The sequence below is a fragment of the Alistipes montrealensis genome (assembly GCF_018362775.1).
Taxonomy (GTDB): Bacteria; Bacteroidota; Bacteroidia; order Bacteroidales; family Rikenellaceae; genus Alistipes; species Alistipes montrealensis.
Genome location: NZ_JAGYXY010000008.1, coordinates 73,519 through 93,731 on the forward strand (window position 1 = coordinate 73,519; position 20,213 = coordinate 93,731).

Sequence of the window (20,213 nt, forward strand, 5' to 3'; positions counted from 1 at the left end):
AGGGCAACGGCAGGAATCGCGGGTCAAGACCTGATAAGTGCTGCGATTCCGTTAAATGCAAAATAAAAATGGATAAGGGAAAACTGAAAGGACATGCGGCCCTGCTGGCCGCCAACATCGTCTGGGGACTCAACGCCCCGATCGGCAAGAGCGTGCTCTGGTCCGAGGCCAACCCCGGAGGGGTCAGCCCCTTTGCGCTGAGCGTCTACCGCATGGTGGGCGCCGCACTGCTCTTCTGGACAGTCTCGCTCTTCCTGCCCCGCGAACGTGTAGCACCGCGTGACATCGTATTGCTGCTGTTCGCCTCAGTGTTCGGCATCCAGCTCAACCAGATGCTTTTTCTGTGGGGACTGTCGCTCACCTCGCCCATCGACACGTCGATTATCGCCACGATAGTCCCTGTACTGACGATGGTGCTGGCGACGCTGTTCCTGCGCGAACCGATCACATGGCTCAAGGCCGGAGGCGTCTTTCTGGGATGCGCCGGGGCGCTGATCCTGATCCTCGTAAGCCAGCACGGGGCGGGCCACACGTCGAGCATCAAGGGCGACCTGCTGTGCATCGTCAGCGCTATCAGTTTCGCTACCTATCTCACGGCATTCCGCAACGTGATCGTCCGCTACTCGCCCGTGACGACGATGAAATGGATGTTCCTTTTTGCCGCCGTGGTCGCCGTGGCGATCTACTACCGCCCGCTGACCGAGGTCGACTATGCCGGACTGGCGGCCAAAACGTGGGCCGGAATCGGCTACGTCGTGGTCGGCGCGACCTTCTTCTCCTACCTGATGGTCCCCGTCGCCCAGCGTTACCTGCGGCCGACGGTCGTGTCGATGTACAACTACGTACAGCCCATCGTGGCCGTACTGTTCACGGTGGCCATCGGCCTCGACACGTTCGGGTTCACCAAAGCGGCCGCCGCGCTGTGCGTCTTTGTCGGGGTATGGCTCGTCACCAAGTCGAAATCGCGGGCCCAACTGGAGGCCGAGAAACTTAAAATGCCGGATTCCAAAGAAACCGGCAGGTCGTAGCGCCGCGAAACGGGAACCGCGCCCCGTTACCGCGTCACCCGGGTCAGGCCCCGCTCGGCCGCCAGCCGCTCCATCAGGGCGTAGGCCGCATCGTAGTCGTTGGGGATTTCGCCGTCGAGAATGGCGTTCTTGAGAATCTCCTTGATATCGCCGATCACACGGCCCGGCCCGACGCCGTAGGTCTCCATGATCAGCTCGCCCGAGATCGGGGGCTGGAAATTGCGGACACGGTCGCGCTCCTCCAAATCCTTCATTTTACGGCGCACCAGTTCGAAATTCGCCAGATAGCGTTTCACCTTGGCGTCGATACCCGAGGTGATGTCCGCTTCGCACAAGGTCATCAGCGCCTCCACGTCGTCGCCCGCTTCGAACAGCAGCCGCCTGACGGCCGAGTCGGTCACGAGGTCTTCGGAGAGGATAATGGGCCGCAGATGAAGGAAAACCAACTTCTGCACGAATTTCATGTGCTCGTTCAGGGGCAGCTTCAACTGGCGGAAAACAGCCGGAACCATTTTCGAGCCCAACACTTCGTGGCCATGGAAGGTCCAGCCCACCTTGGGGTCGTAGGCCTTCGTCTGCGGCTTGGCGATGTCGTGCAGCACGGCGGCCCAACGCAGCCACAGGTCGTCGGAGCGGCGCGCCACGTTGTCCAGGACCTTGAGCGTATGGATAAAATTGTCCTTATGGGCATGCTTGCCCCGTTTCTCCACCCCTTTGAGGTTGTGCATCTCGGGGAAAATAAGTTTCAGAAGCCCGGTCAGTTCGAGCAGTTCGAAACCCATCGAGGGAACCGGCGAAAGGACGATCTTGTTGAGTTCGGTGGCGATGCGTTCGCGCGAAACGATTTTGATGCGCTGCGCATTGCGGCAGATGGCCTCGAAAGTCTCCTCCTCGATGGTGAAACCCAACTGCGACGCGAAGCGCACGGCGCGCATCATACGCAGGGGATCGTCCGAAAAAGTGACATCGGGATCGCACGGGGTACGGATGATGCACTCTTCGAGGTCGGACATTCCGTCGAAAGGGTCGACCAGTTCGCCGAACGTAGCGCCGTTGAGCGACCACGCCATGGCATTGATCGTGAAGTCGCGCCGCCGCTGGTCGTCTTCGAGCGTTCCGGGTTCGACCTCGGGCTTGCGCGAATCGTGCGTATAGGACTCTTTGCGGGCTCCCACAAATTCGACCTCAATACCCTTGGCGCGGACCATCGCCGTCCCGAAAGTCTTGAACACCGATACTTTGGCTTTCAGTTCACGCGCGAGCGCTTCGGCAAGCGCAATGCCGCTGCCCACGACCACCACGTCGATGTCGGTCGAAGGACGCCGCAGGTAGTAGTCGCGCACGTAGCCTCCGACGACGAAGGCCCTCACACCCTCGGCGTCGGCAAGACGCGAAATCCGCCGGAATATGGGATTCGACAACGGCACGCGGCTACCTCACGTGTTGCTTGATGGCATCCCGCCACACCACATAGCCTTCGCCCATCAGGTGCAGGCCGTCGTTGGTGTAACGCTTGTCCAGCCGTCCGTCGTGGTCGGCCAGCGCACCCCACACGTCAAGGTAGGTGACGCCCTTCTCGTCGCACAGGGCTTCGAGCAGTTTGTTCGTCGGCACGATCAGGTGGCTGTGCGCGTAGTGCCCCTTGTATTTCGAGAAAGCCTCGCCGTTAACGGGCAGGATGCTCTGCACGTAGATTTTGGTCCAGCGCGACTCGGCCTGGAAACGGTCAATCAGCCGGGCCACGTCGGCCACGATCTGTTCTGGCGAAGCGCCGCCGGCCAGGTCGTTGGTTCCGATCATCAGAAAGAGTTTCTTGGGATGTCCCGCGATAATCGGGTCGAGGCGGTCGAGCAGCCAGCCCGAGCGGTCGGCGCTGATGCCGCGGTTCTTGACGTGGCGGTTGTTGAACAACTCGGCCCACTCGCAGCCGTCGGTGATCGAATTTCCCAGGAACACGATGTCGCTCGAAAGCACCGGAAGGACTTCGAAAAGGCTGCGCCGCTGGAGGTTGTATTCACTCTGTGCAAAGGCCGCACCTGCGGCAAGCAATGCGGCGGCAAGAATCAGGATGCGTTTCATAATCGTCAGATTTTAAGTTCGCGTCGGTAGAGCTGCACGGTGTTTTCCAATCCGTAATAGAGGGCGTCGCAGATCAACGCATGGCCGATCGACACCTCGTCGGTCCACGGAATGCGGCCGACGAACCAGCGCAGGTTCTCCAGCGAGAGATCGTGACCGGCATTCAGCCCCAACCCCTGCCGGCGGGCCTCCTCGGCGGCGGCGGCATACGGAGCCACGGCCTGTTCCGGGCCGTCGGAATACTCGCGCGCATAGGCTTCGGTATAGAGCTCCACGCGGTCGGCGCCGCATGCCTTCGCCCCGGCCACCATCTCCGGGACAGGGTCCACGAAGATCGAGACCCGGATGCCCTTTTCATGGAAACGCTCCGTGACGCCCGTCAGGAAATCACGGTTGGCGACGGTGTCCCATCCGGCGTTCGAGGTGATGGCGTCGTGCGCGTCGGGCACGAGGGTCACCTGCGCGGGAACCACCTCCAGCACAAGGTCGATGAACCCCGGAATGGGATTGCCCTCGATGTTGAGTTCGGTCGCAAGCACCCGTTTGAGGTTGCGCACGTCGTCATAGCGGATGTGGCGCGCATCGGGGCGCGGGTGAACCGTGATGCCGTCGGCGCCGAACCGTTCGATGTCCAGAGCTGTCCGGACCACGTCGGGCAGATTGCCGCCGCGCGAATTGCGCACCACGGCAATCTTATTGATATTAACACTTAACTTTGTCATAAATTTCGCTATATTTGCTGGCGATATGCCAAACCTCGGCGCATTGCCGGGCCGCAAAGGCCCCGGAGTCGCTCCGGCGTGGTAAAGTTACTTATTTTTTCGAAACTCCGCCGATGAAAATCATACTTTTTTCCCGTTCGCAGATCGCCCACACCCCCGAGGAGATCCGTCAACTGATCGAGGCGATCGGGATGTTCGGCTTCGATTACGCCGTCAACGAGGAGTTCGCACCCCTGGTCGAGCAGGCCACGGGTACGAAACTTCCGCCGGAAAAAGTCTACGGACGATACATAGGCAAACAGCCTGCCGAAACTGTCATGGTCTGCTACGGAGGCGACGGAACACTGCTCGAAGGGGTTCACCGCCTCTGCGGCGCACCGATTCCCGTCATGGGCATCAACGCCGGCCACCTGGGTTTTCTCACCAGCGCCCCGAGCGACGGGCTGAACCTCATTTTCCGGGAAATCGCCGACGGAAACATTTCGACCGAGCCGCGCTCGATGCTGCGCGTCACGGGCGAATTCGCCCGCCAGCCCGAATCGCAGCTGGCGCTCAACGAATTCACCGTCCAGCGCCACGGCGCAGGCATGATCTCGGTGGAGACCTATGTAGACCACCAGATGGTAGCCACCTACCACGGCGACGGGGTGATCGTTTCGACCCCCACCGGATCGACCGCCTACTCGCTCAGCGCCGGAGGCCCCGTCGTAGCCCCTACGTGTCAGTGCCTCATCATTTCGCCCCTCGCGCCCCACAACCTCACGATGCGCCCGGTAGTGGTTCCCGACACGAGTATCATCACGCTCAACGTACATGCCCGCCGGTCGGATGCGTTCGTTACGCTGGACAACCGGACCTACCCGATTTCGCACGGCGCAACGTTCACCGTGGAACGCGCCGAACAGACGATTTTTTTGGCCGTACCGCACAATATATCATTTTACGACACGTTACGGAATAAGATGATGTGGGGAATCGACATCCGCAGTTAATCATTTATTGTATTTTTCCATAGTTAACAGAATTTTTCCCTATATTTGTGCCCTAATATGAGCGATCAGAAACGCATACCGCAACACGTCGCCATCATCATGGACGGCAACGGCCGCTGGGCCGAGTTGCGCGGCAAAGAGCGTTACGAAGGCCATGCGGCGGGTGTAGAACCCGTGCGGGCATCGTTGCGCGCTGCTGCGCGGTGGGGTGTGAAATACCTGACGCTTTATGCTTTTTCGACCGAAAACTGGGGCCGGCCCGCCGAAGAAGTCGACTCCCTGATGGAACTTTTCTGCCAAAGCGTCATCAACGAAACGCCCGAACTGATCCGCCAGGGCGTCGAGGTACGCATGATCGGCGACCGGAGCCGCTTTTCGGAAAAGGTGCAGAACTACCTGGCCCAGGCCGAGGAACGCACCGCGGGAGGGCGGACGCTGACGCTGATCCTGGCGCTCAACTACTCGTCGCGCAGCGAAATAACGCACGCCGTGCAGCAAATCGCGCGCCGCGTGGAGGCCGGAGAGATCGCCCCATCGGAGATTTCCGAGGGCACGATCAGCAGCGCACTCGATACGGCCCCCTACCCGAACCCCGACCTGATCGTCCGCACCAGCGGCGAGCAGCGGCTGAGCAACTTCCTGCTGTGGCAGGCGTCCTATGCCGAACTTTGGTTTCCCGAAGTACTGTGGCCCGATTTCACGGAAGAGGAATTCGACCGCGCAATGGAGGAATACGCACGACGCGAACGCCGCTTCGGGCTGGTAAAATAAATGACCTTAGATTAGATTTAAATAGATGAATTATTCCGGTAAGATATTCACGGCAGCAGCGGCCCTTGTGCTATGCTGCTCGAATATATTCGCCCAGGAGCAGAATCCGCAGGATACGACGGCGGCTCCGAAGCCTGCGATTTCAGAAGATGCCCCGATGTTCAAGAACGAGGGTGCACCCAAGCTCTACTACATCCGCAACGTCGGTGTCCACGGCGTGCAATACCTCAACCCCGACATTCTCAAGTCGTCGGCCGGACTGATCGAAGGCGATTCGGTCTACCTGCCGAGCAACTTCATCTCCAACGCCATTTCGCGGCTCTGGAGCCAGCGGTTCTTTTCGGACGTGAAGATCGGCGCCGAGATCGAGGGCGACAGCCTCGACCTGGAGGTATTCCTCAAGGAGCGTCCCCGCGTCTACAACTGGGAGTTCGAGGGCATCTCGAAGGGCAAGAAGAAAGACCTGCTGGAGAAACTCAAGCTCAAGCGGGGCAGCGAACTTTCGGACTATGTCATCGACAAGAACAAAAAACTCATCCATAACTACTGGGCAGAAAAGGGCTTCCGCAACACGGAGGTGGACGTGCGCATCGACAACGATACGCTGCGTCCGGGACAGGCCGTAACGGTTACCTTCCTGATCGACCGCAAGGACAAGGTGAAGATCGGCAAGATCAACTTTATCGGCAACGAGCAGTTCAAGGACAAGCGGCTGCGCCGCACGTTCAAAAAGACCCACCAGAAGTCGATCAACTTCTTCAAGGGTACGAAACTCAACGAGAACGACTACGAAACCGACAAGGAGTTGCTGATCGACTTCTACAACTCGCGCGGTTACCGTAACGCCACGATCGTGCGCGACTCGATCTACCCGATCAACGAAAAACGCCTGGGGATCGACCTCGAAGTGTCGGAAGGCAACAAATACTACATCCGCAACGTGTCGTGGGTAGGCAACTCGGTCTACCAGACCGAGGACCTGCAACGAATGTTCGGCGTCAGCAAAGGCGACATCTACGATAAAAAGACGATGCATAAACAGTTGGGTATCGGCAAGGAGACCGACCCCGAGGCTTCGTCCGTGTCGTCGCTCTACCAGAACGAAGGCTACCTGATGTCGCAGATCGAACCCGCGGAGACGATCATCGCCCCCGACTCGATCGACATCGAAGTCAAAGTCTTCGAGGGTAAACAGTTCACCATCAACGAAGTCGGCATCACGGGCAACCAGCGCGTCGACGACGAAGTGATCCGCCGCGAGCTGGATACCCGCCCGGGCGAACTCTACAACCGTGCACTGCTGATGCGTACCATCCGCCTGCTGGGTTCGATGGGACACTTCAACCCCGAGGCAATCATGCCCGACATCAAACCCGTTTCGAACGAACTGGTAAACGTCAACTGGCCCCTCGAGGAGCAGGCTTCCGACCAGTTCAACATCGCCGGCGGCTGGGGCTCGGGAACCTTCGTGGGTTCGGTGGGCATCACGCTGAACAACCTTTCGATCAAGAACACCTTCAAAAAGGGCGCATGGCGCCCCTACCCGATGGGCCAGAACCAGCGGCTCTCACTCTCGGCGCAGACCAACGGTACTTACTACAAGGCCTTCGCCTTCAGTTTCACCGACCCCTGGATGGGCGGTAAGAAACCCAACTCGTTCACCCTCTCGGCGCACTTCTCGGAGCAGAACAACGCCTACTACGTATGGCAGACCTCAACGCAGTATTTCCGGACCTACGGCGTCGCAGCCGGCCTGGGCAAGCGTCTGAACTGGCCCGACCCCTACTTCACATTCTACGCCGAAGCCAGCTACGAACGCTACGCACTGAAAAACTGGTCGTCGTTCGTGATGACGAACGGTGCAGCCAACCTGGCATCGCTCAAACTGGTGTTCGCCCGTAGTTCGGTCGACCAGCCGATCTACCCGCGCCGCGGTTCGGAATTCAGCGCCTCGGTGCAGGCCACGCTCCCCTACTCGCTCTGGGACGGCAAGGATTACAAGAAACTGGAGCAGATCGCCAACAGTTCCAATTCGACGACCGCCGAGGCCGACCGGGCCAACCAGGAGCGTTACCGCTGGGTCGAATTCCATAAATGGGCGTTCAAGGCACAATGGTTTCAGTCCTTCCTGAGGAACTCGAACCTCGTGCTGATGCTCAAGGCTGAAATGGGCTACCTGGGCGCCTACAACAAGTATAAGGTTTCGCCTTTCGAGCGTTACGAAGTCGGCGGCGACGGTATGTCGGGATATAATATTTACGGTATCGACATCATCTCGATGCGCGGTTACGAGGACGGAGCGCTCGATCCTTCGAACAACTACTCGCGCGGCTATAACAAATACACCGCCGAGCTGCGTTACCCGATCATCCTCAAACCCTCGTCGCAGATTTACGTGCTCGGATTCCTCGAAGGCGGTAATGCGTTCGACTCGTGGAAAAAGTTCTCGCCCTTCAAGATCAAGCGTTCGGCCGGCTTCGGCGTCCGCCTCTATCTTCCCGTGGTGGGTATGCTCGGCATCGACTGGGGTTACGGATTCGACGCTCCGGCCAACTCCTCGACCAAGAGCGGCAGCCAGTTCCACTTTGTGCTCGGACAACAATTCTAAGCCAAACCCCGGATTGCACGTCACCAGCGACAGCCCGGTTGGAATTCCCTTCGCCTGATGGAACGTAAATTAAGGCGGTGATGGCAATATATTTGAAAGAAAAGAGTTATATTTATAGCAAAAATCCGGGAAACCGGAAGGAATATTAACTTTAAAACAAAGGATTATGAAACGGCTGATTTTAATTGCGGCATTCGTTCTGACGGCAGGAACCCTCGCAGCACAGAACTACATAATCGTCAACAGCGAGAAAGTTTTCAAATCGATCGACGCCTACAATACGGCGATTTCCGACCTGGACAAACTCGCCAAGCAGTACCAGGATCAGGTAGACGCCAAGTTTGCCGAAGTCGAAGCACTCTACAACAATTACGTAAACCAGAAAACCACGCTTTCGTCGGCAGCGCGCCAGGTGCGTGAGAATGCCATCCTGACCAAGGAAAAAGAGGCTCAAGAGTATCAGGAAAGCCTGTTCGGACAGGACGGAACCCTGATGAAAAAACGGATCGAGATGATCAGCCCGATCCAGAAGAAGGTCTTCGCCGCCATCGAGGCCTATGCCAAGCAGGCGGGAGCCGACCTGGTTCTCGACTCGGCGAACAACCCCACGCTGCTCTACACCAATCCTTCGGTGGAGCGGACGCAGCAGGTGATCGACGCACTCAAGAAATAAGCGACATCAAAACATTAACTGATAAAACTGTATGAAAAAAGCAATTAAACTAACCCTTGCGGTTGTGCTGGTGATGGGCTCCACGTCGCTCTTCGCTCAGAAATTCGGACGCATCAATACCCAGGAGATCATCATGGCGATGCCCGAGACCAAAACGATGCAGGAGAACATGGACACCTTCGCCAAGGAGTTGTCGGACAACATCGAGACGATGAACGTCGAGTTCAACACCAAACTGCAGGATTTCCAAAAGAACTTCAACACTTACAGCGACGCAATCAAGGAGATGAAGCAGAAGGAACTGGAGGATATGCAGAACCGCACCCGTGAGTTCCAGGAGCGTGCACAGCAGGACTACCAGAAGAAGCAGAACGAACTGCTCGCCCCGATCATCGACAAAGCAAAAGGCGCAATCGACAAAGTATCGGCAGCCGGTGGATTCACCGTTGTATTCGACACTTCGACGGGTTCGCTGGCGTACTTCGACGAAGCTACGCTGACCGACGTTGCACCCGCTGTGAAGAAGGAGCTGGGCATCACCGACGCTCCCGCAGCAGCACCTGCCGCCAAATAATCAAGCCATCTCGCGGAATCTTTCCGCAGAGCGATAAAAACGCCGACTCTTTGCAGAGTCGGCGTTTTTATTTAGAGGTGTTCCAGGTCGAAATGGAGGTTGTACTATTCAAAAAGTCGTATAATCGAACTTATTGAATATTTCATTACAGATTATTATTACATTTGTCCAAATTCAAGAATAAAATGAACAAGACACCCCAGGAAATGCCCATATCCAACTTCACCCTGAACGAACTGGTCACGATGGCCGGAGGCGAAAGTCGCCCGGGGGTAATGGGCGAATGTATCGCAGCCAACAGCGAATCGGAAATGCAGGCCTTCCGGTTCCCGAGCCGTATCGACGCCTTTGTCATCGGCGTGGGTACGCAGGGCGAAAACACCGGAACACTCAATCTCCAGGAATACCGCCTCAAAAAGGATTCGCTGTTTCTCTTCGGGCCCAAAAACATCCTGCAGATACAATCCAACAACCAGTTTCGGGCCCACGTCATCGTGATCTCACCGGAGTTGCTGGGGCGTATAAATATCGACACCAAACGCATGATGCCGCTCTTCCTGCAATTCGCAATGCATCCCTGCCTGGAACTCACCCCGACGGAAAGCCACGCACTCCGCAGTTTCATCGCGATGGTCGAGCAGGAACTCCGGAATCCGGAGACGGATTTTTCGCAGGATATTATCGGCGGACTGATTGCCGCGACAATCTACAAAGTAGGCGACATCCTGAACCATTACCTTGCCGAACACCCCGAGGTGGACAACCCGGTGCACAATCGTGCGGAGGAGTATTTCAAGCAGTTCACCCAGTTACTCGGCGAACACTATATCCACGAGCGCAGCGTGGGATTCTATGCCCGGCAGTTGTGCATCACGCCCAAATACCTCACCACGCTGATCAAACGCATCAGCGGCAAATCGGTGTCGGAATGGATCGACAGCTACGTTATTCTCGAAGCCAAGACACTGCTCAAATATTCGAACATGAGCGTACAGGAGATCGCCTATTACCTGAATTTTCCCAACCAATCGTTCTTCGGGAGCTACTTCAAGCGCAATACCGGCATGTCGCCGTCGCAGTACAAGGCAAAGCAATAGATGTATTTCCCGTTCGTGGTAAAAGAAGAAAGCCCGAAACGGGCCCTGAAAAATTAAAACGGGTAGCCGACGCCGAAATTGAGGGCCGTATTCTTCCACCTGAAATCGTGAATCCACCGTTCGCCCACAGGATTGTTGGGGTTGTGCAACTGAATACCCCAGTCGAGGCGCAGCACGGCGAATTTGATATCGAAGCGCAAGCCGAGACCCGTATTGAATCCCAACTGTTTGTAGAAACTGTCGAAATGGAAAACCGAATCTTCGGACTCCCCCGAATAGCGCCGGATATACCAGATATTGCCCAGGTCGAAGAAGGTCGCACCGTGAATCATGCCCCAGATCGGAAAACGCAGTTCGAGGTTGGCTTCCAGTTTCATGTCGCCCGTCTGGACCGGGAAGTCGTTGTGGGGATTGGCCACCGACCCCTGTCCCAAGGTTCGGGGCGTCCAGCCGCGCATGCCGTTGCTGCCGCCGCAGTAGAACTGACGGTCGAAAGGCACGGACGTTGAGTTTCCGTAAGCCATCGCCACACCGCCGTAGAGCCGTCCCACCAGCGCCGAGACATCGCCGAGCATGATTTTACGGCTCAGGCTGAGGTCGGTACGGAAATACTGCGAATACTGGATGCCGAAAATCGTATAGTAATCCTTATTGCGGGCCGGAGAGAAAAACAGATGTTCGACGGCATCGATCAGGTTGCCCGCAGTCTCGGCGTTGAAGCGGATGTTCGTGGCGTTCCCGCCGAGGTTCTTGCGCTGGTTGTTGTAACCGTAACCGAACGAAAGGCCGCCGATGAACTGGGTTTTAAAACTGTTTATCAGGTACTTGTTGGAGGTCTCGCCCAAAAACTCCGGATCGACCGGCCGCGTCATGTCGATCACATTGATGTCGACCGGTCGCAGCGAGAACGTCGAATAGCGGTTGTTGGTCCACATGTAGGTGATGCCGGCACTCGAAAGCGTACGGGCGTAATAAGGCCTATCCTGGAAATTGACGGACAGTTCGATTTTCGTTTTCGGCTGGTTCACCGTACGGAACCGCCCCGTACGCCAGGGCACGAGGAAACGCGGGAAGGTCAGTCCGGTCGTGACGCCGAACTCCGTGGCCCGCTTGCGTTTGGCGTCGGGCGCTTTCATGAACTCGTAACCCGCCGTGAAGGAGACATCGAACGATTCGGCGCCGCGGAAGATGTTGCGGTTCTGGTAGCCGACGGTGGCCTTCAGCCCGTAGAAACTCGACGTAGTGCTTCCTTCGAGGTCGACCTTGACGCTCTGTTTGAGCGTCGGGGTACAGAGGATATTGCATGTCAGGTAGCCTTCTCGGGTATAGAGCGTCTGTGTCGAATCGGCCGAAGCGCCGATGAAGGAGACGATATTGGTGACATCGGCCGTCTGGGGTTGCTCCTCGAAGGCGATTTTGGCGCTCTTGAAATAGCCCAGCGCCATCAGGTCGGAGTAAGCGCGGTTGACCTGCGCCGAGTTGTAGACGTAGTTGGGATAGAGCGGCACGGCCTGCCGGAGCACCGAGGGGCGCAGGTTAGGCCGTTTTTCGTAGATGATGTTCAGACCGCGGTAGTAGACCGTATCGAGCCGTGAAAGCAGCGTCGTATCGGTCCGGGCGACCGTAGGGTCGTAATTGGCGAAGATATTGATCCGGTCGATACGGTAGACCATGTTGTTATCCATGACGGCCTGTCCGCGTTCGTTGTAGCCCGTAAGATATTGTTTGACGACCAGCCGCAGATCGATCAGCCGCTCCTGCTCGAACATCCGGGCGCTGTAATAGATGTTGTTGACCGAGAAGTTGTAGTATCCCCGCTCCTTGAGGTAAGCGGTGATACGTTCCCGCTCGGCATCGAGCACCGACACATCGTAAATATCGCCCGTGTGCAGCAGCGTATGTACGGTATCGGGCAGCACGATCTGTTCGAGGAACTTGTCCTGGAATTCGTAGGAAATCGAGTCGATGCGGTAGGGTTCGCCCTGTTGCGTCCGGAACGTGACCGTCGCCCGCTTGCGGCGCGAAGTGGTGTCGACCTGATAGGTCGCCTGCGAGGAGAAGAATCCCTTCGAGTCCATGTAGACCTTCAGGTTTTCGGCGCTCTTCTCGGTCAGCCCCATGTCCAGCGTCACGGGCGCCTGCCCGATCTTGCGCTTCCAGTTGTTCCAGCGGTTATCCTTTGCAGGGTTGGCCTGCTCGTAGAGCCAGACATAGAAATTCGTCCCGAGGAAACGTTTGTTGGGCGTTTGCCGCACGTACTTCTCCATGTCGTAAGCCGTGATGCGCTCCTTGCGGGGCGTGGACTTGTCGTCCTCGATCTTTACCTTTTGCAGGAAATATTGCCCTTCGGGGATGTGGCGCGTGACGCTGCAAGCCGAGCAGAGGAGGCCCAGCAGCACGGCGGTGAATATGCGATACCATCCCTGCACCCCGTCAGTTGTTGAAGAATCCCTTCTCTTTCAGCAGCGCAAAATACGACTGCGAAATAGCGAGGTTGTCCTTACGCACGTAACGGCGCTCGGTGAAGACCTTCGCCAGGTTCGGCAGGTCGTTCTCGGCAAGCAGGCGCTTGGTGAGTTCCGACTCTTCGCGCTCAGCCCAAAGTTCGTCGATTTCGGCAGCCGTATAATCGGTGTATTTCTCGTAGTGGACCACAGCCTCCAGCGGCAGGCGGTCGGTCAGCTCGGGCGACTCGTCGGGGTAACCCATGACGACGGTGGTGAGCGGAATAACACCTTTCGGAAGTTCCAGTATCCGCGAAATGTCGCCCGCTGTGTAGATCGTCGTTCCCAGGATGCAGATACCCAGTCCGTGCATTTCGGCCTCGACGCAGAGGTTCTGCGCCGCCAGCAGGGCGTCGGCCGAAGCGTTGAGGAACCACGCGAAATTGTCGTAGGCCGGATCGGCATCGCGCTGCTCGCACCACATCGTAAAGCGGTGCACGTCGGCGCAGACAGTCACCACGCAGGGAGCCTGGCGGACCATCGGCTGGTTGAAATGGCATGGCGAGAGTTTCTCGCGCAACGCCTCATCGCGGGTCACCACCAGCGAATAGAGCTGCATGTTGCCGCACGTCGAGGCGCGTGAGGCAGCTTCGAGGCATTCATGCAACACCTCTTCGGGAATGGGCGTCGGGCGGAATTTACGTATCGAACGATGCTTGAAAAGCACACTTTTCATAAGGGAATATTTTTGAATCCTGTTGTACAAATAACACAACCGCCTGCCGTTGCGTGTCTTGGCGGATATTTTGTCACAAAATTAGCAAAACTTTTAGAAGTTTTACTATTTTTGCCGATACATAACCATTCAAAAAGTGCAGACGGCATTTGCAAAATACGAGGGTGCAGGCAACGACTTCATCCTGATCGACAACCGCGAAGGCGGCTTCACACCCCGTGCGGAACTGATCGCAGCCCTGTGCGACCGTCATTTCGGCATCGGGGCCGACGGACTGATGACCCTTGCGCGCAGCGCGGAGATCGACTGCTCAATGCGTTACTACAACGCCGACGGATCGGAAGGCGAGATGTGCGGCAACGGGGCGCGTTGTTTCGCGCTGTTCGCCGCACACCGGGGCATCGGCGGAGAGACCAAGTTCTTCGACGCCGCAGACGGGCTTCACACGGCCCGTATCCGCCGCGTTAAAGGCATGTCGGGCGAGATCGAGCTGGGCATGATCGCCGTACGGGAAATCCGCACGGGCGACGGCTGGTGGTTTCTCAACACGGGCGTTCCGCATTATGTGGAATTTGTCGACGACCTCGAAGCGACCGACGTAATCGGCCGCGGGCGGGCCATCCGCCACGATACGGCACGCTTCCCGCAGGGTACGAACGTCAATTTCGTACAGGTTGCGGGCGACGGCGCGATCCGCATGCGCACCTACGAACGCGGTGTGGAGAACGAGACCCTTGCCTGCGGCACGGGAGCCACAGCGGCAGCCATCGTAACTGCCTTCGCTCACCAGCCGCTGACGACCGATTTCCGGATTACCGTACCCGGAGGAGCGCTTACGGTACGGTTTTCGCATGAACAGGGAACACAAACCTATACGGACATACGCCTGACAGGACCGGCACGCCGCGTTTTCGAAGGGGTGTTCGACAGCGAAAATTTCTAAAATCAACCTTTTATTTCCCCATGAAAACACAAAAGGGAATTCGCGAACACGACGCGGACGAACTTCGGAAAGCCAAACGCCTCGACCCGATCCGCAAAAGCGGCAAGGAGCGCCACTCGCTGTACAGCAGCATCGACGAGGAGGACGAAGAGGAACCGATATTCCCCCTCAAACGCGAATCCGTTCTCGATTACCTCGACGAGGAGGAGGAATAAATTCAGTTTCAATGATCGAAAAATTTATCATGGCGGGCCCCACCGCCCTGCACATCTGTGACTCCCAGAAAGGGGACAAGTGCGTAGTGCTCCTGCACGGATACCTCGAATCGATGCTCGTCTGGGAGGATTTCGTACCCTATCTCTACAAAGAGGTCCGCGTGGTAACGCTCGACCTGCCCGGTCACGGCATTTCGGTCGTGGAGGGCGAGGAGCATTCGATGGAGTTCCTGGCCGACACGGTGGCCGACGCCCTGCGGGCACTGGGAATCGCACGCTGCACGCTCGTGGGACACTCGATGGGCGGTTATGTGGCTCTGGCTTTCTGCGAACGCCATCCCGAAATGCTCGACGGCGTGGTGCTGCTCAGTTCGACACCCAATGCCGACACCCCGGAAAAGGCCGAAAACCGCCGCCGCGAAATCGCGCTCGTGAAGGCGGGGAAGAAAGATACGCTGGCTCGTGTGGCTCCCGAAGCAGGATTTGCCGAGGACAACCGTGCCCGCATGAAAGATTACATCGAAGACCTCGTCGAACAGGTTGCCGTCACCGAAGACGAAGGCATCGTAGCCCTGCTCAACGGCATGATCGCCCGCAAGGACCGGAACGAGATGCTGCGCGCCTCGAAGGTTCCCCAACTCTTCATCCTCGGACGCAAGGACGGCTATATCCCGGTCGAGGCGGCCGAGAAGATGGTAAAAGAGCACCCGCAGGCCCGAGTCGTATGGCTCGAACATGCGGGGCACATGGGATTTCTGGAGGAGCCGGAAACGACCGCCCGGGCAATCCTCGGTTTCGTGAACGGCGAATAACGCAATCCGCTATTCGATATAGACGTTGAAGTTCTTCGGACGTTTCATTGTTTCGGTATACACCCTGCCGAAACGGTCCGTTACGGTGATATGGAGCGTCGACGACGGGTCCGATGCCTGTACGCTGAACAGGTGTCCCATCTTGTTGGCCGTGAACGAGGGCCTGCTGCCCTTGTTCAGGCGCGGAATCACATACGTGATCAGGTGCAGGGGATCGTATTCCCAGAGCCGCGTCACGGCAAGGCTGCCGCGCCCCTCTTCTACCACCTCGATCTTCCACTCCGGATCCCAGTTCCAGCAATTGATATACACGCAGTTATCACTGCGCAGCCTGTTGAAAGACTGCCCATAGGCCTGCTGCGAAAACCAGTCGCGGATCGTAACGGGAGTGCCGTCGACCGTGATGGTCCGGTCGTCCAGATAGGTTTCGGGATCGAGCCAAAGCTTATTCATGTCGTAGGTGCGGAACTGCACGTCCCGGCTGATTCCCGTCCCCTTGTAATACCACGTCAGGTCACGGTCCTCCAACTCGTAGACCGCATATCCGCCCGGCGTACCGTCTTTGCAGATATGACGGCCCGAATAGCCATCCGACCACCACCAGCAGGCGCAGACAGCACCCGTATTGTGGTCCATGACAGCATCCGTAAGCTGGCAGTTACGGTTGTCGTGGCTGTGTCCCGTGAGCACGTGAACCTCCGAAAACCCTTCGAAACAGGCCAGCAGCTCCCGCGCATGCGCTTCGTCGTAAAATGTATTGCCGAACGAGGCGTTGGGATAAGCCAGCGGCGCGTGCATCATGATGAACAGCGGAGCGGCCTTGTCTTCGACGAGCGCGAGGTCCTTTTTCAGCCACGCGATCTGGTCCTCGGAGACGTAATTATGATAGCTCTTGTCCCCGATCGTTCCCACGGCCCCGCCGTTGTTGACGTAGACGATATCGTCGAGGCAGACGAAATGGGACTTTCCGATGTTGAACGAATAATAGGCCGGCATCACCAGGTCGCGCCATTGCCGCGTGGCGGCCAGGTCTTCGGTGTAATAGGGATCGTGGTCGTGGTTGCCGATGCAATGGAAGGCGACCGTATTGAAATCCTTCATCTCGGTGATGAAATCGCTGAGCGTAAAGTAATTCTTATACCAGTACTCGTCCCACGCCAGATCGCCCATCGTCAATACATAGACCGGACGCTGTTCGGTCAGGATGAAGCGGTTGACATCGTTGACAAAATCGCGGAACTGTTCCAGGTCGTTGTTGCGGCGCGCCAGGTGGTAGTCGGTGGAGGCGATCAGTACGCAGCGGTCGTTATTCACGGGCCGAAGCGTGAAATCGAACTGCTCGACCGAAAGGTTCGTCGCCATGAACCGGCGCGAAATCTGCGGAATGTTCATCACCGTTTCGGGCATATACCCCGAAGGCAGCGAAATGAACACCCTGCCCAGCGATTTGTCCGAATAGAAATAGTAACGCCCCTCTTCGTCGGTGGTCACGACTTCGACGCCGTCGGAAACCGCCACGCCGGGCAGCGGATTCCCGTTCTTGTCACGCACAACACCTTTCACATTCATTCCGGCAATGTCAGGCAGTTCCTCCAGCACGTCCACATTGCGAATACGGACACTCAACTGTCCGAGCCGCTGTTCCTGCTCGGCCCGCCGCACGACGGCGGCATAGGTTCCGTCGGGCAGGCCCTGCGGGATTGTCACCACGGCTTTGTCGGCAGCAGCCTCCATCGGCAGGAAATAGGCTTTCTTCGTACTGCCGCCTTCGACGACCAGTTGAAAAACATCCTTATCGCCGAAGCCCTGCCCACGGACTTCGAAAGTCTCGCCCACGGCTGCCACGACCTCGTCGGCGGGCAACTGGACGCCTGTAATCCAAACGGTTTCGGCCGCAGGAGGCCGGATTTCGCGGGTATTGTCCCGCTCACAGGCGACACTGGCCAGCAAAACGGACAGGATCGCAAAGAGGGTTATTTTCCGGGAAAAGAACGAACTGAAATTTTCGACGCGTTTCATAATGTGCATTTTTCGTTGAAATTACTCCATGAGCGATACCGAAGGCTGGCGTTCCGTTCCGTCGCCGTCGACATTGACAATACGCATGCCCGTATTCTGGGGTTTGCTCGCCGCGGCTCCCTGCGTCATGATTCCCGACATGCAGCGCATGCGGAAACGTGCCACGCCGTCCGGCGCCGGGGCAGAGAGCGCAACGTCCTGGGAAACGACGCTGTACGCGTCCTGTACGAAAGCCATATTGTAGGAGAGTTCCGAACCGTCCTCGACCACAGCGGTTTCGACGCTCTGGGCGGGTTTCCAGGCGCCGCCGTCCTCGTATTCGAGCATCCAGTATTTGGGACACTTGTTCCCGAAGATCATGACGAAGTCGAGCTTCACGCGCACCCCGGCCGTGAGGCCGTCGAGCGGCGCTTCGAAGAGCCAGTAATCGCCGATCCAAGCATAGGTGACATTGGGACACGACACGGGCGCCTTACCGGTTAACGTCCATTTCGGACTGGTCTCCGAGACGCCGCCCGCGACATAGGAGAGACGAGCGGAAGAGCCCCCGCGCTCGGCGGCGACATGATGCTCCGACACCCAGGTCGATTCGTAGTCGGAGAGGTAATCGGCCCCCAGCCACCACTGAACCCGGGTAACCGACTGACCGTGCACGGCCTGCACCACCTCGGCTTCGGAAGAAAGCCCCTCGGCGGCATTGAAGAACCGAACATGACCCACACGCTTTTCACCCGTGGTGTTTTCCGAAGCCCGGAATTTATAGGTAACACGCTGTCCCGACCCGAAGGCGACGGAAGTTGCAGAGAGTTGCGAAACCCACGACGGCATCTCCACCGAAACCTCCGTATTGCAGTTCACGTCTATCTCGAACGTACCGTCGGAAGCTGCCGCGGCACTTCGGGTCACGCAAATAATCTGTCGCGTCGGTTCCATGACGATGCCCGGCACGGCATCGCTGCGCAGGGAGGTGACCCGTACGTCGTCCAGATACCAGCAGCAGTCGGTCTCGCTCTCCGAACGGATGTGCAGGCGGCAGCCGCGCGTGGCGCCCGTAATGTTCAGCGTTACGTCGTACCAGTCCTGAAACGGATCTTCGGCCCACTTGCGGCCCACGGGGACCCGTTTGAAATCCATCGCATCGTACGTTCCCTGGTCACAATAGACTTCCAGCACAGCCTCGTAATCGCGCATGGTCAGCGCCCGGAAAGTTACCGTCAGGTCCATTTTCGTCTCGATTTCGGCGAATACAGGGGTCGTGAAGCGACCCAGCGAATTCGCCGTGCCGAATTTCAGGCATCCGCCGCGCGTGTATCCCCGCATGATCTCGCAACCCGTACCGAGCGGGTCGGTTATCACGCTCGACACCGGAGGATAGAGGTTGGTGAGGAGTATTCCGGCGCCCTGATCCATCGCAGCGACGTTGAACATCGCATCCGTAGGCGTCGTCGCCCACGCGAAATCATCTTCGAAAAGCACCCAGCCGCAGCCCGCCGCAGGAGCCTGCACGACGGACAACGTCTCGGTGGCAGCGCCTTCTATCCCGACGGCGGTGATCGAGAAACGCCCCTTGCGCGAATCACCCGTATTGGATCCGGGTTTCACCTCGACGGTCACCGTCTCGCCCGCCGCACCCCCATCGGGTGTGATCGCAATCCAGTCGGGGCTACCCGTACGGTCGACGGTCCAGGCATAGTTGGATTTCACGCGGAAACGGACCGGAGCGTCTCCGGCAGTAAGGCGCACGTAATTATCGGCCAATCCGTCGATAGCGATAACAGGGCTCTGCGGTTTGTGCTGCTGGCTGACGGGGATGTGCCGTTCGGCGGCGGCGGCTTTGATGATCAGCGTGCCGCTCCGTTCCGGGCCGTCATTCTCTTCGGGAGTGACTACGACGCGCACGGTCGTACCGCCGCTGCCTTTCGAAGGTGCGACGGTAAGCCAGTCGAGATTCTCCGTCACGGCTTCCCAGGCTACATTGGCGTTGACCCGAAAACTCTGAGGCATACCCTCGGCATCGTAGACGATGCTCCCGTCGGTCAGTCCTTCGATGACGATCGAAGGGCTGTCGGACGAGGGCTGCTGATGAATCGTAATGGTGTGCTCCTGCGATCCGGCTCGGACGGCGATCGTGCCCGTACGCAGGTCGCCGATATTGGAATAAGGAGTAATCTTCACCTGCACCGGAATGCCTGCTGCTCCGCTGGCAGGGCTGACTTCAGCCCATTCCAGACCGGACTTCACGAGTTCCCACGCCCGGTTGCTTTCGACCGTGAAGGAGATTTGCGCCACATCCGAAGCTGCAATGGTGAACTCCTGTTCGACTCCCGAAACACGCAGTTCGTCGGCTTCGGGCGCAATCCCGTCGTCTCCGGAACAGGCCCCGAAGAGGATCGGTGCAAAAACCGGAAACAAAGCGGTGAAAAGGTTAAATTTGAAGGGGTTCATAATGCGTTGAATTGTAGAATTTAGGTTGTTGTTCCGAGCAAAAATAAAATTAAAA

Annotated in this window: 17 protein-coding genes; 10 read left to right on the forward strand and 7 right to left on the reverse strand. The window is 57.7% G+C overall.

What is annotated here, in order from left to right; translation table 11 throughout:
* Positions 1–68 precede the first annotated feature (68 nt).
* Positions 69–1,028, forward strand: coding sequence for a DMT family transporter (locus tag KG007_RS13275; protein WP_213349536.1), 960 nt, complete (start codon positions 69–71; stop codon positions 1,026–1,028).
* 26 nt (positions 1,029–1,054) lie between these two features.
* On the opposite strand, the gene KG007_RS13280 is transcribed toward KG007_RS13275, so the two are convergent.
* From KG007_RS13280 to KG007_RS13290, 3 genes are read right to left on the reverse strand one after another with little or no spacing between them, the layout of a single operon-like run.
* Positions 1,055–2,455, reverse strand: a complete 1,401-nt coding sequence (locus tag KG007_RS13280) for a CCA tRNA nucleotidyltransferase (protein WP_213349539.1) — start codon at positions 2,453–2,455, stop codon at positions 1,055–1,057.
* A gap of 4 nt (positions 2,456–2,459) precedes the next feature.
* Positions 2,460–3,107 carry a GDSL-type esterase/lipase family protein gene (locus KG007_RS13285; protein WP_195461511.1) on the reverse strand — a complete coding sequence of 216 codons (648 nt, stop codon included), beginning with the start codon at positions 3,105–3,107 and terminating at the stop codon, positions 2,460–2,462.
* Positions 3,108–3,112: 5 nt separating this feature from the next.
* Positions 3,113–3,829, reverse strand: coding sequence for a pyridoxine 5'-phosphate synthase (locus KG007_RS13290; RefSeq protein WP_213349542.1), 717 nt, complete (start codon positions 3,827–3,829; stop codon positions 3,113–3,115).
* A 113-nt stretch (positions 3,830–3,942) separates the two neighbouring features.
* On the opposite strand from KG007_RS13290, the gene KG007_RS13295 reads away from it, so the two are divergent.
* From KG007_RS13295 to KG007_RS13320, 6 genes are all read left to right on the forward strand, one after another.
* Positions 3,943–4,821 (forward strand): NAD(+)/NADH kinase, encoded by an 879-nt coding sequence (locus tag KG007_RS13295; RefSeq protein ID WP_213349545.1) that lies wholly within the window; start codon positions 3,943–3,945, stop codon positions 4,819–4,821.
* A 57-nt stretch (positions 4,822–4,878) separates the two neighbouring features.
* Entirely contained in the window at positions 4,879–5,592 is a 714-nt protein-coding gene (locus KG007_RS13300; RefSeq protein WP_213349547.1) for an isoprenyl transferase, read from the forward strand.
* Positions 5,593–5,617: 25 nt separating this feature from the next.
* Entirely contained in the window at positions 5,618–8,200 is a 2,583-nt protein-coding gene (locus KG007_RS13305; protein WP_213349551.1) for a BamA/OMP85 family outer membrane protein, read from the forward strand.
* A gap of 166 nt (positions 8,201–8,366) precedes the next feature.
* Positions 8,367–8,873, forward strand: coding sequence for an OmpH family outer membrane protein (locus KG007_RS13310; RefSeq protein WP_195461506.1), 507 nt, complete (start codon positions 8,367–8,369; stop codon positions 8,871–8,873).
* A 31-nt stretch (positions 8,874–8,904) separates the two neighbouring features.
* Positions 8,905–9,447: an OmpH family outer membrane protein gene (locus tag KG007_RS13315; protein ID WP_195461505.1), complete on the forward strand. Its 543-nt coding sequence runs from the start codon at positions 8,905–8,907 to the stop codon at positions 9,445–9,447.
* A 185-nt stretch (positions 9,448–9,632) separates the two neighbouring features.
* The gene (locus KG007_RS13320; RefSeq protein ID WP_213349553.1) at positions 9,633–10,544 is read left to right on the forward strand and encodes a helix-turn-helix domain-containing protein; all 912 of its coding nucleotides are present in this window, start codon (positions 9,633–9,635) and stop codon (positions 10,542–10,544) included.
* A 53-nt stretch (positions 10,545–10,597) separates the two neighbouring features.
* Here KG007_RS13320 and tamL read toward each other — a convergent pair whose 3' ends face one another.
* Positions 10,598–12,973 (reverse strand): translocation and assembly module lipoprotein TamL, encoded by a 2,376-nt coding sequence (gene tamL, locus KG007_RS13325; RefSeq protein WP_213349556.1) that lies wholly within the window; start codon positions 12,971–12,973, stop codon positions 10,598–10,600.
* 4 nt (positions 12,974–12,977) lie between these two features.
* Positions 12,978–13,724 carry a nitroreductase family protein gene (locus KG007_RS13330; protein WP_195461502.1) on the reverse strand — a complete coding sequence of 249 codons (747 nt, stop codon included), beginning with the start codon at positions 13,722–13,724 and terminating at the stop codon, positions 12,978–12,980.
* Between the two features lie 136 nt (positions 13,725–13,860).
* Here KG007_RS13330 and dapF point away from each other — a divergent pair, with 136 nt between their 5' ends.
* From dapF to KG007_RS13345, 3 genes are read left to right on the forward strand one after another with little or no spacing between them, the layout of a single operon-like run.
* A complete protein-coding gene (gene dapF, locus KG007_RS13335) occupies positions 13,861–14,667 on the forward strand; it encodes a diaminopimelate epimerase (protein ID WP_213349559.1) in 807 nt (268 codons plus the stop codon).
* 20 nt (positions 14,668–14,687) lie between these two features.
* Positions 14,688–14,882: a hypothetical protein gene (locus tag KG007_RS13340; RefSeq protein ID WP_195461500.1), complete on the forward strand. Its 195-nt coding sequence runs from the start codon at positions 14,688–14,690 to the stop codon at positions 14,880–14,882.
* Positions 14,883–14,893: 11 nt separating this feature from the next.
* Complete coding sequence (locus KG007_RS13345) at positions 14,894–15,694, forward strand: alpha/beta fold hydrolase (RefSeq protein WP_213349562.1); 801 nt, start codon at positions 14,894–14,896, stop codon at positions 15,692–15,694.
* A 9-nt stretch (positions 15,695–15,703) separates the two neighbouring features.
* Here KG007_RS13345 and KG007_RS13350 read toward each other — a convergent pair whose 3' ends face one another.
* Both KG007_RS13350 and KG007_RS13355 read right to left on the reverse strand, forming a co-directional pair.
* On the reverse strand, positions 15,704–17,713 hold the full coding sequence (locus KG007_RS13350) for a calcineurin-like phosphoesterase C-terminal domain-containing protein (RefSeq protein ID WP_213349565.1): 2,010 nt from the start codon (positions 17,711–17,713) through the stop codon (positions 15,704–15,706).
* A 21-nt stretch (positions 17,714–17,734) separates the two neighbouring features.
* Complete coding sequence (locus KG007_RS13355) at positions 17,735–20,158, reverse strand: BACON domain-containing protein (RefSeq protein WP_213349568.1); 2,424 nt, start codon at positions 20,156–20,158, stop codon at positions 17,735–17,737.
* Between the last annotated feature and the right edge of the window lie 55 nt (positions 20,159–20,213).

What these genes read in the sequence shown, in the direction of transcription:
- KG007_RS13320 (WP_213349553.1), top strand. Translation starts at nt 9,633, where the DNA reads ATGAACAAGACACCCCAGGAAATGCCCATATCCAACTTCACCCTGAAC.
- KG007_RS13350 (WP_213349565.1), bottom strand. Translation starts at nt 17,713, where the DNA reads ATGAAACGCGTCGAAAATTTCAGTTCGTTCTTTTCCCGGAAAATAACC.
- KG007_RS13315 (WP_195461505.1), top strand. Translation starts at nt 8,905, where the DNA reads ATGAAAAAAGCAATTAAACTAACCCTTGCGGTTGTGCTGGTGATGGGC.
- KG007_RS13295 (WP_213349545.1), top strand. Translation starts at nt 3,943, where the DNA reads ATGAAAATCATACTTTTTTCCCGTTCGCAGATCGCCCACACCCCCGAG.
- KG007_RS13275 (WP_213349536.1), top strand. Translation starts at nt 69, where the DNA reads ATGGATAAGGGAAAACTGAAAGGACATGCGGCCCTGCTGGCCGCCAAC.
- KG007_RS13340 (WP_195461500.1), top strand. Translation starts at nt 14,688, where the DNA reads ATGAAAACACAAAAGGGAATTCGCGAACACGACGCGGACGAACTTCGG.
- KG007_RS13355 (WP_213349568.1), bottom strand. Translation starts at nt 20,158, where the DNA reads ATGAACCCCTTCAAATTTAACCTTTTCACCGCTTTGTTTCCGGTTTTT.
- KG007_RS13285 (WP_195461511.1), bottom strand. Translation starts at nt 3,107, where the DNA reads ATGAAACGCATCCTGATTCTTGCCGCCGCATTGCTTGCCGCAGGTGCG.
- KG007_RS13310 (WP_195461506.1), top strand. Translation starts at nt 8,367, where the DNA reads ATGAAACGGCTGATTTTAATTGCGGCATTCGTTCTGACGGCAGGAACC.
- KG007_RS13300 (WP_213349547.1), top strand. Translation starts at nt 4,879, where the DNA reads ATGAGCGATCAGAAACGCATACCGCAACACGTCGCCATCATCATGGAC.
- KG007_RS13330 (WP_195461502.1), bottom strand. Translation starts at nt 13,724, where the DNA reads ATGAAAAGTGTGCTTTTCAAGCATCGTTCGATACGTAAATTCCGCCCG.
- KG007_RS13290 (WP_213349542.1), bottom strand. Translation starts at nt 3,829, where the DNA reads ATGACAAAGTTAAGTGTTAATATCAATAAGATTGCCGTGGTGCGCAAT.
- KG007_RS13345 (WP_213349562.1), top strand. Translation starts at nt 14,894, where the DNA reads ATGATCGAAAAATTTATCATGGCGGGCCCCACCGCCCTGCACATCTGT.
- KG007_RS13305 (WP_213349551.1), top strand. Translation starts at nt 5,618, where the DNA reads ATGAATTATTCCGGTAAGATATTCACGGCAGCAGCGGCCCTTGTGCTA.